Genomic DNA, 14,392 nt, shown 5'->3' on the forward strand with positions numbered 1-14,392 from the left:
AAAGGCACGGATGTTCAGGCACGCAGCACCGACATCGGCAGCCCGCCGCGAATGCGCAGCGACAACATGGCCTCGGGGACGATCGGATACCCCGCCGCCTTGACCAGTTTGAACTCCCGGCACAGCGCCGCGACCGCGAGAACCGCTTCCAGCATGCCGAGATGCCTTCCCACACAGAACCGTGGTCCGGCTCCGAACGGGATGTACGCGTACCGCGGCCGTCCGACCGCCTTCGACTGCTCGAACCGGTCCGGGTCGAAGCGTTCCGGCTCCTCCCAGAAATCCGGATGGCGGTGCAGCGTGTACGGGCAGACGACCACGTCCGCGCCGGCGGGCACCGGATAGCCGTCGATCTCGTCGGCGTCCCGCGCGACCCTTGGCAGCAGCCACACCGGCGGATAGAGGCGCATGACCTCCTGGACCACATTAGTGGTGTAGACCAGCTTGGGCAGGTCCTGGTAGCCGGGCGGCCGATCGCCGAGCACCTCGACCGCCTCCGCGTGCACCCGCGCCCAGACGTCCGGATGCCGGTCGAGCATCGCCAGCGTCCAGCCGAGCGTGCTGGCCGTCGTTTCGTGCCCGGCCAGCAGCAGCGTGATCACCTCGTCCCGCGCCTGTTCCCGGCCGGATCCGCCAGCCCGGGAGAGGGCGTCCTCGCCGCCGAAAGAGTCCGCCCGGCTCGATACCACCCGGTCGGCGAGCCGCCGGAGTTCGGCCTGGGCCGTTTTGAACCGCCGTCGCCCGCGCAACGGGAGCCAAGACGGGATCATCCGCAACGTCACGGTCTCGAACATGGCCTGCTCCTGCACGGCGTCGAAGTGGCCGGCCAGTACCTCCGCCGGGCCGAGGTCGGCGTGCAACAATGTCCTGGCGAGCACGCCGACCGTCATCGTGGTCACCTCCTCCAGCACATCGGCCTGTTTGCCGTCACCCCAGGCGCCCAGTCGCCGCACCAGTTCGGCCACCTCGTCGGTGACGATGTCCGCCTGCGCGGCGACCTGCTTCTGGTGCAGCGCGGGCTGGATCGCCTTGCGCTGCTTTCGCCACAGTTCGCCTTCGCTGGTCAACAACCCGTCGCCGAGCGTGCGCCGCGCCTCCGCCAGCCCGATTCCCTTGCGGTAGTTGTCGTTGTTGTCCGCGAGGACGTGCTTGGCGGAGCCCGGATGATTGAACAGATACAGATCCTTCGGCCCGATCGCGATGCGTACCGCGTCCCCAAACCGGCTCGCCGCGGTCGACATGAGGGCGAGCCGGTCGGTGAACAGCATCTTGAGCAGACGGGGGGTCTCACGGCGCGATGGGCCCGGCGGAGCGCCACGACCGGGACGTCGGCTCATCCCGTCGTCCTCGGCGGGATCGCGTCGACGGTCAGCTGTCCGGGTGTGTGCCCGCTACCGGCTCCTGACAGCCGGACGACCATCGAATCGTCGAGGGTTTCGTCGCGTCCCTCGGCGGAACGGCGCCGCGCGTCCTCCCTGGCCCGGCCCTTGTCGACGAAATGGAGCGCCCACAGGAAAGCACCACGGATCAGGCAGATGGTGGCGGTGGCGAAGAACAGGCCGTACGCGATCCCTGCGCCGGTGAGTACGCCGTACACCACCGCGATACCGGCACCGAAGGCGAATTGCGGAGCCGGTTTCGAAGGTGTTGTACCCGGGTCGGTGACCATGTAGTTGGTGAACAGCACGAACGCGACGCCGGTCATCATGGTGAGCGCGGACGGGATCGCGGTGTCCAGGACGAGGCCGCGCACCACCGCCTGGAGGGCGAAGAAGCCGAGCCAGCCCGCAATGAGCCAGATCCGCTTGGTCAGCATCGCGTTGAGTACCGTGCCTGACGCCAGGATGACCAGCGGGATCACCCAATCCCAGAACGAGCCGACGTTCTCGGTGAAGTGGTAGGGCGGCGCGATACTCGCCCATGGGTAGACGAGCAAGATGACAGCGATACCGAGGTTCGAGGGGTTCATGAAATGCCGCAGGCGACCGCGGACCGGCGCCCGCAGCATCCATTTGGCCCCGATCGCGACAGTGACCCCGAACATCATCGCCAGTACCTGATCGTTGACATAGGTCAGCATGTTCACGGCGAGGGCGGTGATGTGCGCGGAGAAGAGGAACTCCACAAGCCCTCGGACTCCGTTCCCGGTGAACCGCGGGGCACGCTGTTCCGCCCACGACGCGACCAGTTCGAGACCGATTTCCACAGTGTAGGCGGTGACCATCGCGATGATCGGCCACAGCCACGGCTGCTCGAACCCGAGGACGGTGTAGCCGAGGATGTTGAAAACGGTGATCGAGATGGCGAACCGGCGCAACGCCGTGATGACCTTCGGGTCGTGCCGTGGCGGGCCCTGTTTCTGCTCGGTCATGGTCTTCATTTCTCCTTCGCCTGAGTACCGAGGGAAAGGGTGTGCCAGCCGGGGTCGAGCCTGAGTTGTTGCCGATGCGGCTGCCCGCCGGAGTCCCGCCACTTCAGCTCGACCCGCACCGGCCCGGTGACGTTCTCGCCGAGTCCAATGTGGACGTCCTGGCTTCGCTTGCCGGAGTGGCCACTGCCGCCGTCCACGCGTCCGATGTGGACACGCCCGTCCGCGGTCGTCGCGGTCACCTGGGCGCCGATCACCGGCGTTCCCGGGGCGGGGAAGGGGCCGGGGGTGGCGGGGTCGTCGCGGTAGAGCTTCAGACCGAGGAAGGAACCCGCACCAGGACTGACGTTCTGATAGAACACCGGTGCGTCGAACTGCCGGGCCACCGCGAAGTCGAGCCTGCCGTCACCGAAGGCGTCCCCAACGGCGATGCCGCGAGTCGGCACCGGGGCGCTCAGGCCGAGTTCGCCGGCGACGTTCGCGTACCGGCCGTCCTTCCCCTTCACGAAGAAGTTCATGCCCTGATTGCCCGCGATGTCGTCGCCCTGCCGGACGTTCGGCCACAGTTGCGGGTACTGCACCGTCAGGTCGTTGGACGTGGCGAGTTCCTGCAACTGCGCCCAGCGGTTGGCCTCGCCCTTCACGAACCCGTTGGTCTGTGCGATCGCGAGGCATCCGCTGTTGTTGAAGTCCGCCAGCTTCACGTCCCAGCCCCAGCCGCCCCACGCCGTGCCGCGGTCCGTGCTGAGATCGGTCCACGGAGCCTCGCCCCGGCTGAACGCGGCGTGCGTCTGCTCGTCGTTCTTCGTGGAGTTGACGAAGTGCAGGCTGCTCTCCTGGATGCCGAACGACGTCGTGATATCGCTGACGAAGAAATCGTACCTGCCGTGGTCGTCGAGGTCACCGAAGTCGATGCCCATCCCCTTAAACGACGTGTCGGCGCCAATCCGCTTGGACTTCGGGACCATCGGGTCACGCGGGGCGTGCAGCCGCTTGAACTTGATCCGGCCGTTCGCCGAGACGTTGTGCAGGAGCGCGCTGCCACCGTGGTCCTTACCGACGTACAACTCCGGCAGCAAGTCGCCGTCGAGGTCGTTCGCCGCCGAAGCCAGCACCCATCCCTTCGAGGAGATGTCGTCGGCAGGTAAGGCGTCGGGCACCACTTCGTAACGGGCCGAAGGCTGATCGCCACCGGTCGCCCCGGTCCAGCGCAGGACGTGCGCCGGGCCTCCGTTGTCCGCGTGGGACAGTGAGCTGTTCATCACGACCCCGCCCGACTTGGTGGAATCGAGCACGTCGCTGTCAGGGAAGTAGTTGCCGATATAGATATCCGGGTGGCCGTCCCCGTCGAAGTCGTCGACGGCGACCGCGTTGGAGTTCCACTTAGGACCGTCGTAGGTACTGCCACCGGTCTGCGAGACCAGTTCGACCGGCGTGTAAGTGCGAGCGTCCAGACCGGTCGCGTTCGCCTTCGGCAGAAAGAGGATCGGTGTCCGCCCCCAGTAGTAGACCAGCAGCCCCATCCGGCCGGATCCGGTGTAGTCACCGGGAGCGCAGCCCATCGGTGCCATCGTCTCGGTCATCGGCAGCGGGGAGGCGTCCAGGGCGAACGGCTGGTATCGCTGTTCCATTCCCGGGACCGGGGTCACCACGACCTGGTCGGTGCGGGTGTCCACGACACAAAGATCCTCCGGTCGCCCGCTGCCGCTGAGATCGGCCATCGCGATACCGGCGCCGACGGACGAGACCCAGCCGGCGATGTCACGGTAGGCCTGGTTCACCTTGCGAATCGACTGCTGCTTCGGCGCGTCAGGCATGGCGATGGTCATCGGAACGAACGAGTATCGGGAAGCGAGGGCCCGCCCTTCGCTCGCCGAGGTGGTCGGCACCCGCGCGACGGTGAACATGGTCACCACCAGCAAGGCCGCCACGATACCCGGGACCAGCTTCTTGACTCTCGTACTCACGTACCAGCACCCCCAAGGGTCACGAACTGGCGGGAAATGGCCCGCCTCCAGGTCTCGTAGGCGGGCAGTTCGCCGTCGACCGGATTGGCCGGACGGACCTCCAGAGTGGCCAGCGCCGCTTCTTCGGCAGTGGTGCCACAGAAGATCGAAGTCGCGAGTTCGGTGTGCGGCCCCACGATTTCGCCGCGGACCCGCGCCTCGGCCCCGAACGCGCATCCTTGAGCCAGCGCCGGGAGGCAGGACCCCGCCCGGTCGCGGAAGCGCAGCAGTTCCTCCTTGGTCGCACCACCCGCGTAGGCCGCGGCCAGCCCCGCACCGCTGTACAGATCGGACCAGCGCGCGGCCGGGAACTTCTCGATCAGCTCGGCGACCACCTGAGGATCCGCCCCGCCGACGAACCACATCGCACGCCCGATCCCCTGGTCGACGACGCGGTTGGCATAGCCGCCGCGGGCCTTGTCCGGCCAGCCGAACGAGCGATCCTGAAACTGTTCGTGCACATACTTGCGGGTGTGGAAATAGGCTTGGTGGAAGCCGTAGCCGTCGAGCACCAGCCAGCGCAGCAACGGGTCCAGGTTTTCGGCGCTCGGCCAGCGGAAGTGCGGCAGCCTCGCCATCGCCCATCCGATGCCGACGTGAACGACGTAGACGTGCTTGCTGCCCGCCTCGGTGTCGAGGAACCCGGCCACCCGGCCGTCACCTCCCAGCGGCAGGCCGTCCAACATGGCCAGTCCCATCCCGGCGCCCTCGTAGGCGAAGCCGCGGAACCGGTGGGGAACGGACGTCAGGAACTCCACGGTTTCATGTACCGAGTGCTTTTCGACCGCGGTACTGTAACCCTCCAAAAAGGAGCGTCCGACGGTTTCCAACAACTCCCGAGCCTCGGGATCCTTGTCGTGGAAACCCCGGACCTCGATGGTGGTCTCGGCGATGCCGGGGGTGAGCAGCTTTCTCCTGAACGCTCTGAAGGCTGCTCCCGGTCCGGGCGATCGCCCGGATGGCGACAGCTCGGAGGGTTGTTGCGACGACATGTGGTCACTCCTCATACAGCGGGTTCGATGGCGTGCGTTCGTTGTTTGATCCGCTGCCGCCAGCGTTCGTACGCGGGTTCGTCGGCGGTGCCCTCGCCAACAGCGGTCGTGTCCGCGATCTCGACCAGTTCGTCGAGACCGGCGCCGGTCAAGGCGCGCGCGGCGGCTTCGGTATGCGGTGGGGTGTGACCGGCGAGCGCCCGTGCCCGCACCGCGAACACGCAGCCCACCGACAGGTCGGCCCGGTATTCACCGGCGGCGAGAGCGAGCGCGGCGAGCTCGTCCGTAGCGCATCCGCCCGCGAAGGCCGCCGCCAACCCGACCCCTGCCCACAGATCCGCGCGGCGGTGCGCCGCGAAAGCGCCGACCGCGGGGCTCACGTTTGCCGGACGGCCGCCGTGGACGAACCACAGCGCACGACCGATCCCCTGATCGACGGCGCGCAGGAAATATTCCGGCGCGCCCTGCCATGGATAGGGTTTCGGCACTTCCTGGCGGTCTATCCACCGCCGCTTGCCGAAGTACGCGAGGTCGAAGCCGTACCCGTCGACGGCCAGCCAGCACATGGTCGGGTGGAAGATCGACGCTTCCAGGTCGGGCAGTACCTTCCGCCAGAGCATCCGCGGCAGCCGGGCCATCGCGAAGCCCACTCCGATGTAGGCGAGCAACAAGTGCCTGCTTCCCCGCCCGCTCAGCAGGTCGCGGGTCCGCGTGCCACCCGCGGTCGCGTCGAGCACCGTCAGCGCCATGGCGGCACCTTCGTACGCGAAGCCGCGCAGATCGGGTTCTATCAACTCGAGTCTGCGTTCGAGTTCATCGAGACCACGCGTTTCGATCCCCCACTCGAAACCGCAGACAACTGATTGCGGAACGGCTTCCATACGCCGCGTCGCCTCATTCATCTCAATCGCAAAACCCCGGCCGGAGAAGCCGACCGACGCTAATGACGGAGCAAGGACGAGGCGCCGCAAAGATCCCGAGACAGTAGCCATGATCTCTCCTAACAAATCCAATCGTGGGCCGGATGGATTCCAGAGGGCGTCTTCGCAGCTGCCCACCATCGTTCGGGCATGGACACCGTTGGAGAAGACGGCGGTCACGCCATCCGAATACCGTGATCAACGACCGTCGACCACATAACTTGCGGAGTCGAATTCGTGTCCCATTTTCCGCGGAACAGGAAGCTGCGTGCAGTATGACCCCACACCGGATCGCAGTTGTCGGCATCGGGCTGTGCTATCCCGACGCGGGTTCGCCAGCCGAACTCTGGGAGAACGTGCTGGCCGGGCGCCGGGCGTTTCGGCGAATTCCGAACGAGCGGTTGAACCTGGACGACTACTACGCGCCCGATTCGTCCGCGCCCGACCGGATGTACTCGACGAAGGCCGCCGTCCTGCGCGACTTCCACTTCGATCGGGTCAAGTACCGGGTCTCCGGTAGCACCTACCGGGCCACCGACATGACGCATTGGCTGGCGCTGGAAGTCGCCGCGCGGGCGCTGGCCGACGCGGGGTTCCCGGACGGTGACGGCCTTCCTCACCAGACCACCGGAGTGGTGCTGGGCAACAGCCTTGGCGGCGAGTTCGCCCGCGCCGGCATCATGCGCCTCCGGTGGCCCTACGTACGGCGGACGCTGGCGTCGGCACTGGCGGACAGGAACTGGCAACCGGATGACGCTGCCGAGTTCCTGCAGGAGCTGGAAGAGCGGTACAAAGCACCCTTCCCTCCGGTAAACGAGGACTCCCTCGCCGGCGGGCTCGCGAACACCATCGCGGGCCGGATCTGCAATCACTTCGATCTGCGCGGCGGCGGCTACACCGTCGACGGCGCCTGTTCCTCGTCGTTGCTCTCCGTGGCGACGGCAGCGCGGGCGCTGTCCGACGGCGAACTCGACGTCGTGCTCGCGGGCGGCGTCGACTTGTCCATCGATCCCTTCGAGACAATCGGATTCGCCAAGACCGGGGCACTGGCCACCGGCGAGATGAAGTTGTACGACCGGGATTCCAACGGGTTCTGGCCAGGTGAAGGTTCCGGGCAGCTGGTGCTGATGCGCGAACAGAACGCGATGGACCGCGGGATGCGTGTCTACGCCACGATCACCGGCTGGGGGGTTTCCTCGGACGGCCGAGGGAGTATCACCCGGCCGGAGGCGGACGGGCACGCACTGGCGCTCTCCCGCGCGTACGCCAGGGCGGGGTACGGGGTGGAGTCGGTTTCGTACTTCGAAGGGCACGGCACCGGTACTGCGCTGGGTGACGCCACCGAGATCGCCGCGCTGTCCGCCGCGCGGCGGAATCAAGGCCCCTCACGCAAGGCGGCGCTCAGCTCGATCAAGGGGAACTTCGGGCATACCAAGGCCGCCGCGGGAATCGCCGGGCTGATCAAGGCCTGCCTGTCCATCCACCACCAGGTCATTCCCCCTGGTACCGGGCAAGCCGACCCACATCCCGGGTTGCTCGGCGACACGGCCGCGCTGTTCGTGCCGTCGGAACCGCTGCCGTGGCCGTCGGAGGAGGACGTACGCGCCGGGGTGTCGGCGATGGGCTTCGGCGGGATCAACACCCACATCGCGATCGAGCAGGTGCGGGGTGGCCTCCGTCGCGCGGAAATCGACGCGCGGATCATGAGCGCCGCCGCCGGGCGGCAGGACGCCGAGGTGCTGCTGTTCGACGCGCACGATCCGGCGACCCTGCGCGCCCGCGTGGCACGGGTACACGCGATGGCGGGGAAACTCGCGGCCGCCGAGTTGGCTGACGTCGCGTTCACCCTCGCCGGAGAGTTGACCGGAGGCCGTTGTCGCGGCGTGGTGGTGGCCGGTACGCCCGAAGACGCCGAGCAGAGGTTGGCGGCCCTGCTCGATCTGATCGACGCCGGCGAGACACGCGCGTTCCAGCCACGCGAGGGCGTGTTCCTCGGAACCGCCGCGGCGGTTCCGCATATCGCGTACCTGTTCCCGGGTCAGGGTTCCGGGAAGGGAACCACCGGCGCGCTCCCCCGCCGGTTCCCCGACGCGGCGGAGCCGTTCGCCGCCACCACGGCCGGTTCCCCGCTCGCCGGTCGACCGGCGACCGAAGTGGTCCAGCCGAGGACGGTGGCGGCGTCCGTGCTGGCCCTACGGGTACTGCGTGGCCTGGGAATCGAGGCGCAGACCGCGACCGGGCACAGCCTGGGAGAACTGAGCGCCCTGCATTGGGCCGGTGCGCTCGACGCGCATCAAGTGGTCGGGCTCGCCGCCGTCCGCGGCGAAGTCATGGCGATCGCGAGCCGCGACGACGGGGCGATGGCGAGCATCGCGGCCGGGCGGGCCGCGACCGAGCGGCTGCTGCCCGGCGACGAAGTGGTCATCGCCGGGTTCAATGGGCCCGGCCAGACCGTCGTGTCAGGGCGGCGGGACGCGGTCGAGCGGGTCTGCGCCAGGGCCGTCGAATCGGGTATCGCCGCGACGACGGTCAACGTGTCCCATGCCTTCCACTCCCCCTTGATGGCACCCGCCGCGGAAGCCTTCCACCACAAACTCGACGGCTTCGCCTTCGCCCGGCCGAACCGCAAGCTCGTCTCCACGGTTACCGGTGACGTGGTGGATCCCGACACCGACCTGCGCCGCCTGCTGCGGAAGCAGGTCGTCGAACCGGTCCGGTTCCACGAGGCCGCGGTGAAGGTCTGCGCCGACGCCGACCTGGTTCTCGAACTCGGACCAGGGCGGGTGCTGGGCAACCTTGCCGCCGAAATTGTCCCGGACAAGCCGGTGCTGTCACTCGACACGGACAGCACTTCCTTGCGGCCCTTGCTGCGCGCGATCGGCGCGGCCTTCGTCCTCGGCGCCGAGCTGAATGTCGAGGCGCTGTTCTCCGGGCGAGTGGTACGCCGGTTCCCGCTGGACGGCGGGTTCACCTTCCTCGCCAACCCTTGCGAACAGGTTCCCGAATCGGCGACCGGCCGGGTCGTCGTGACCGACGACGCCGTCCCGGAGCCAGTGGACACCGCGACACGGGGAGAGAGCTCGACCCTCGACGTGTTGCGCAAGCAGGTCGCGGAACGCGTCGAACTCCCGCTCGAGCTGATCGGCCCGGACACCCGTCCACTCGACGAGTTGCACCTGAGTTCGATCACGGTGGGGCAAGTCGTCAACGACGTCACCCGTGAGCTGGGCCGCCCCGCGTTGTCGGCCACGACGAGCTACGCCACGGTCAGCCTTGGCGAGCTGGCCGCGTTGATCGACCAGCTCGCGGGGACGGCACAGGGCGACGACGCGGTCGCGGGCGAGGTGCCCGGGGTCGCGCCGTGGGTGCGCGTCTTCCAGGTCGGGCACATCGCGAGAGACACGCCGGTCCCGGCGGCGGCCGGGCGTCCCGGAATCTGGAAGGTTTACGCGACCGAGGGGCATCCGCTCGCCAAACCCCTGCGGGACGCGCTGGAAGCCGCGGGCCTGGGCGATGGCGTGCTGCTGTGCCTGCCCGCGGAGACCGATGAGTCCTCCCTCGAACTCGCGCTCCGGGCGGCGCAGGCCACACCGGCCGACACCCGGTTCGTCGTCGTCCAGCACGACGCGACCGCGAGCGGCCTGGCCAGAACGCTGTTCCTGGAAGCCGTCTCCGTACCGACGACCGTGGTCGTCCTCGCCGAGCCGTCCATCGCCCCGGAAGCGGCGATCCGGCTCGTGACCGCGGAAGTCGCCGCCACCACCGGTTACTCGGAAGCGCGTTACGCGGCGGACGGGACCAGGGCGGTGCCGGAGCTGACAGTCACCCGGCTGTCCGCCGACGGTTCGCATCCGCTGTCCTCCGACGACGTCATGCTGGTCACTGGAGGCGGCAAGGGAATCACCGCGGAATGCGCGCTCGCCATCGCCGAGGACTCCGGGGTGGGCCTTGCCCTGCTCGGCCGTGCCGACCCGGCGGAGGACGCCGAGCTTGCGGCGAACCTGGAACGGATGGACCACGCCGGGATTCGTTACCGGTACCTGCGCGCCGACGTCTCCTCGCCGCCGGAAGTCGACGCGGCCGTCCGCCGCTCCCGCGCGGAATTGGGCGAGGTGACGGCGATCCTGCACGGCGCCGGGCAAAACGTACCGAAGGCGATCCGCTCACTGACCCCGGAGGACCTCCAAGCCACCTTGGCGCCGAAGGTCGCCGGCCTGCGCAATGTACTCGACGCGGTCGATGAAGACCGGATCAAACTGCTGGTGAGCTTCGGCAGCATCATCGGCCGGGCAGGTCTTCGCGGTGAAGCGCACTACGCCACGGCGAACGACTGGATGTCCGAACTGACCGCGGAGTTCGGACGCCGTCATCCACGAGCACACGCGCTCGCCGTGGAATGGTCGGTCTGGTCGGGCGCGGGCATGGGCGAACGGCTGGGGGTGGTCGAGGCGCTGATGCGCGAAGGAATCACTCCCATCGCCGCCGAGCAAGGCGTCGCGGTCCTGCGGCAGATGCTGCGCGACCCCGCCGCGGGGCCGGTGCTGGTGGTGTCGGGCCGGACCGGCGGGCTGCCGACCCTCCCGATCCCGCGTCACCAGCTGCCGCTGCGGCGGTTCACCGAGCGGCTGCTGGTCCACTACCCCGGAATCGAACTCGTCGCCGAGGCGGATCTGACGGCGGGCAGCGATCCGTACCTCACCGACCACCTGCTCGACGGCGACCTGCTCTTCCCTGCGGTGGTGGGGATGGAGGCGATGGCGCAGGCGGCGGCCGCGGTGAGCGGCCAGGTCGGCACGCCGACACTGGAGGACCTGCGGTTCCTGCGTCCGATCGTGGTGCGGCGGGGCGGCTCCACCACGATCCGGATCGCCGCGCTCGTCCGTGACCCGGAGACCGTGGAACTGGTGATCCGGAGTGAGGAGACCGGGTTCGGCGCGGACCATTTCCGTGCCACTGTGAGGTATCCGCGTCCCCGCCTCAACGGCGGCGCCGATCCTCTCGACCTGCCGCTGGTACCCGCCGATCCCACAACCGAGTTCTACGGCCCCGTGATGTTCCAGGGCAAGCGTTTCCAGCGGGTGCTCGGGTATCGGCGGGCCGCCGCACGGCACGCGGTCGCGGAGGTCGCGGTGCGCCCCGGGGAGTCTTGGTTCGCGCCGTACCTGCCGCAGGAACTCGTGCTGCCGGATCCCGGGGCCCGCGACGCCGTCATGCACGCGTTGCAGTGCTGTGTTCCCGACGCGACCTTGCTTCCGGAGGGGGTCGATCGGCTGTATCTGGCCGATCCCGGCGCCCACGACCGCGTGGTCCTGGACGCGTACGAGCGCTTCCAGGGCGGTGACACCTACACCTATGACATCGACGTCCGCGACGTCCGCGGCACGGTGATCGAACGATGGACGGGGCTCCGGCTCCGGGCGGTACGGCGTCGCGAGAGAACCGGTCCCTGGAGCCCCGCACTGACCGGAGCACATCTGGAACGCTCGCTCGAGCGGGTGCTCGGCGGCCGCCGCGCGGTCGTGCTGGAACCCGGACCCGCGGTAGTGGACCGGCGCGCGCGGACCGCCCTCGCGCTGAGCAGGGCGCTGGGACGGCCCGCACGGATCCGCTACCGCCCGGACGGCCGCCCCGAGACCGACGGGGCACTGGTGTCCACGTCGCATTCGGGTGAGCTGACCCTGGCCGTTGCGGGCGCCGAGCCACTGGCGTGCGACGTCGAGACGGTCCTCGACCGCACCGACCAGGACTGGGCCGGACTGCTGGGATCGGACGGGCTCGCCGTACGGGACCTGCTGGCCAGGGAATCGGGTGAACTCGCGGCCGTGGCGAGCACGCGAGTGTGGGGAGCTGTGGAGTGCCTGCGCAAAAACGGTGTCGCGGACCCGAAGGTCACCGTGGAGGCGACCCTGCCCCACGGCTGGACGGTGCTGTCCGGCGGCGACGCGCGGATCGCTACCTGGGTGACCACGATCCTCGGCGTCGAGCGACCGGTGGTGTTCGCGGTACTGACGGAAAGGACCCGATGACATGGCCGGCTACTTCGAACTGCGGCATATCGTGGGATTCGAGGAGACGAACCTGGTCGGCAACGTCTACTACGTGAACTACCTGCGCTGGCAAGGACGGTGCCGGGAGATGTTCCTCCACCAGAAGGCGCCGACGGTGCTCGACGAACTGCGCGCGGACCTGAAGCTGTTCACCCTCAAGGCCGAGTGTGAGTACTTCGCGGAAATCACCGCGTTGGACGAGCTGTCGGTGCGGATGCGCCTCAACGAACTCACCCAGACACAGATCCAGTTCAGTTTCGACTACGTCGTGCTGCGGCCGGACGACCGGGAGGAACTCGTCGCACAGGGCCGCCAGCGCATCGCCTGTATGCGGGGCCCGAACACCGAGACGGTCCCCACCCGCGTCCCGGCGGCGCTGCGGGAAGCGCTGGCACCCTACGGCGGGAGTGGCCAGTGCTGAACGAACAGAGCACCAGTCTGACGCCGGGCTCCTTCCGCGACGTGATGTCTCGGTTCGCCACCGGCGTCACGGTACTGACGACCGGCGGCGAACGAGTGCACGGGATGACCGCCAACGCGATCACCTCGGTGTCGCTGGAGCCGCCGATGCTGCTGTGCTGCGTGGCCCGCACCGCTGTGATGCACGAAGCGATCACCAGCACCGGCGCGTTCGCCGTCTCCGTACTCGGCGCCAGGCAACGCGTACTGGCGAAGTACTTCTCCAGTACGCGCAGGCCACTCGGAGCGACACAATTCGCAGACATCGATTTCGTGCCGGGTCCACACACCGGCGCGCCCCTGCTGACCGGGGCGCTGGCCTGGCTTGAGTGCGAGCTGGACACCGCCTACGACGGCGGAGACCATTCCATCTTCGTCGGCGGTGTGCGGTCGGCCGTCCGCGGTGCGGAGCGTGACGCGCTGCTGTTCTTCGGCGGTGCGCTCGGCCCGGCCGGTCCACCGGCCGCGAAACAAGTGCTGAGCTGATATCGGAACCGGCGAACAGCACACGGACGTGCTGCCTTGTCCGCTAGTGCTGTGGCCAGATAGGTTTGCCGGGTTGTCAGGCTGCTGTAGTGGTGCTGGGGCGGCCGTCCCAGCGGATACCTCTTCGCTGCGGATGCGGGCTCGTTCGCGGCGTTGGGCGCCGAGGACGTCGGGGTGCCGGGCGTTGGCGTCGTGCCACCGCCTGCCGCTCTTTCACGGCATACCTTGCCCAGCCTGCGGGACCGCGACAGCGAAGGTGCATGGGTATCACCACCGTACGGTGGCGGCCGTGCCGGTCGACGGTCGCCAGGTCGTCGTCCGCCTGCGCGTACGGCGGCTGGCCTGCCCGACTCAGAACTGTCCGCGGCAGACGTTCCGGGAGCAGATTCCAGGACTGCTGGAACGCCATCAGCGCCGCACAGTGCGGCTCCCCGGCGGATATCCCATGTGGCGCAAGAGTTATGCGGCCGGGGGCGGCGGCACGTCTGGCCGGCCTGCTCGCTGTACCCATGTCCCGCAGCACCGCGTTGCGCCGTCTGCGGCGCCTGCCGCTGCCCGGCTGACAATTCCGCGGATGATCGGCGTGGACGACTTCGCCCCGCGTCGCCGCCAGCGCTACGCCACCATCATCGTCGGTGCCAAACCGGCCGACGTGTCGCGGTCCTGCCCAGTCGCGACGCGGCCACCTACGCCGAGGCTGTCCGCCGCGCTCTGCCGGACGCGGTGCAGGCCGGTGACCGATGGCACCTGAGGCGGGATCTTTGCGGCAAGGTTCTGCTCGAGGTCCGCGCGCACGCCCGATTCAACCCGCCCGCCCCGGCGACGTTCACGAGCAGACCACTCGCGAACGCTAAGCAAGATCCACGATTTTCTCGGCCAAGAAGTCGGTCTGCTCGACTGCTCCCGCCGTCTCGGGGCCTGTCCCGAGCTGACCGCACTCGCCAGTCTGGTACGCGGCTTCGCCGCACTGCTGACACCGGCTGCGGGTAACGATGTGAAGCTCACCGAGTGGATCACGGAGGCTCGCGCCGCTGCCTCGGCCGAAGGACTCGATTTCGGGACAGCGGAAAGGTCTCCAGCCGTGAAGCGGTTCCTGGACGGATCTACTGCACGA

General features: G+C 68.4%; 8 protein-coding genes and 1 pseudogene. 4 read left to right on the plus strand and 5 right to left on the minus strand.

All coding sequences use genetic code 11. The annotated features are described in order from the left end of the window. Window positions 1–14: 14 nt before the first annotated feature. Genes P3102_RS18665 through P3102_RS18685 form a run of 5 tightly spaced genes read right to left on the minus strand, consistent with a single transcriptional unit; the run spans window position 15 to window position 6,358 of the window. On the minus strand, window positions 15–1,337 hold the full coding sequence (locus P3102_RS18665) for a cytochrome P450 (RefSeq protein ID WP_276370989.1): 1,323 nt from the start codon (window positions 1,335–1,337) through the stop codon (window positions 15–17). Beyond that, window positions 1,334–2,380 (minus strand): enediyne biosynthesis protein, encoded by a 1,047-nt coding sequence (locus tag P3102_RS18670; protein WP_276370991.1) that lies wholly within the window; start codon window positions 2,378–2,380, stop codon window positions 1,334–1,336. The genes P3102_RS18665 and P3102_RS18670 overlap by 4 nt, the downstream gene beginning before the upstream one ends. After that, entirely contained in the window at window positions 2,377–4,275 is a 1,899-nt protein-coding gene (locus tag P3102_RS18675) for an ASPIC/UnbV domain-containing protein (protein WP_276371237.1), read from the minus strand. The genes P3102_RS18670 and P3102_RS18675 overlap by 4 nt, the downstream gene beginning before the upstream one ends. Window positions 4,276–4,331: 56 nt before the next feature. After that, window positions 4,332–5,366, minus strand: coding sequence for a DUF1702 family protein (locus P3102_RS18680; protein ID WP_276370993.1), 1,035 nt, complete (start codon window positions 5,364–5,366; stop codon window positions 4,332–4,334). 11 nt (window positions 5,367–5,377) lie between these two features. Beyond that, complete coding sequence (locus tag P3102_RS18685) at window positions 5,378–6,358, minus strand: DUF1702 family protein (protein ID WP_276371239.1); 981 nt, start codon at window positions 6,356–6,358, stop codon at window positions 5,378–5,380. Window positions 6,359–6,561: 203 nt separating this feature from the next. On the opposite strand from P3102_RS18685, the gene P3102_RS18690 reads away from it, so the two are divergent. From P3102_RS18690 to P3102_RS18705, 4 genes and pseudogenes are all read left to right on the plus strand, one after another. Then, complete coding sequence (locus P3102_RS18690; protein ID WP_276370995.1) at window positions 6,562–12,312, plus strand: type I polyketide synthase; 5,751 nt, start codon at window positions 6,562–6,564, stop codon at window positions 12,310–12,312. A gap of 1 nt (window position 12,313) precedes the next feature. Further along, the gene (locus P3102_RS18695; RefSeq protein ID WP_276360390.1) at window positions 12,314–12,754 is read left to right on the plus strand and encodes an acyl-CoA thioesterase; all 441 of its coding nucleotides are present in this window, start codon (window positions 12,314–12,316) and stop codon (window positions 12,752–12,754) included. 44 nt (window positions 12,755–12,798) lie between these two features. Further along, the gene (locus P3102_RS18700; protein WP_276371241.1) at window positions 12,799–13,278 is read left to right on the plus strand and encodes a flavin reductase family protein; all 480 of its coding nucleotides are present in this window, start codon (window positions 12,799–12,801) and stop codon (window positions 13,276–13,278) included. Window positions 13,279–13,501: 223 nt separating this feature from the next. After that, window positions 13,502–14,311 (plus strand): annotated as a pseudogene (locus P3102_RS18705) (transposase family protein); the annotation flags it as partial. Window positions 14,312–14,392: the final 81 nt, after the last annotated feature.

This window comes from Amycolatopsis sp. QT-25 (assembly GCF_029369745.1).
GTDB lineage: Bacteria > Actinomycetota > Actinomycetes > Mycobacteriales > Pseudonocardiaceae > Amycolatopsis.

Bases quoted from the DNA above. Each gene is read 5' to 3' on its own strand.
- P3102_RS18665 (WP_276370989.1), bottom strand. From the start codon at position 1,337: ATGAGCCGACGTCCCGGTCGTGGCGCTCCGCCGGGCCCATCGCGCCGT.
- P3102_RS18675 (WP_276371237.1), bottom strand. From the start codon at position 4,275: ATGTTCACCGTCGCGCGGGTGCCGACCACCTCGGCGAGCGAAGGGCGG.
- P3102_RS18700 (WP_276371241.1), top strand. From the start codon at position 12,799: ATGTCTCGGTTCGCCACCGGCGTCACGGTACTGACGACCGGCGGCGAA.
- P3102_RS18680 (WP_276370993.1), bottom strand. From the start codon at position 5,366: ATGTCGTCGCAACAACCCTCCGAGCTGTCGCCATCCGGGCGATCGCCC.
- P3102_RS18685 (WP_276371239.1), bottom strand. From the start codon at position 6,358: ATGGCTACTGTCTCGGGATCTTTGCGGCGCCTCGTCCTTGCTCCGTCA.
- P3102_RS18670 (WP_276370991.1), bottom strand. From the start codon at position 2,380: ATGAAGACCATGACCGAGCAGAAACAGGGCCCGCCACGGCACGACCCG.
- P3102_RS18695 (WP_276360390.1), top strand. From the start codon at position 12,314: ATGGCCGGCTACTTCGAACTGCGGCATATCGTGGGATTCGAGGAGACG.
- P3102_RS18690 (WP_276370995.1), top strand. From the start codon at position 6,562: ATGACCCCACACCGGATCGCAGTTGTCGGCATCGGGCTGTGCTATCCC.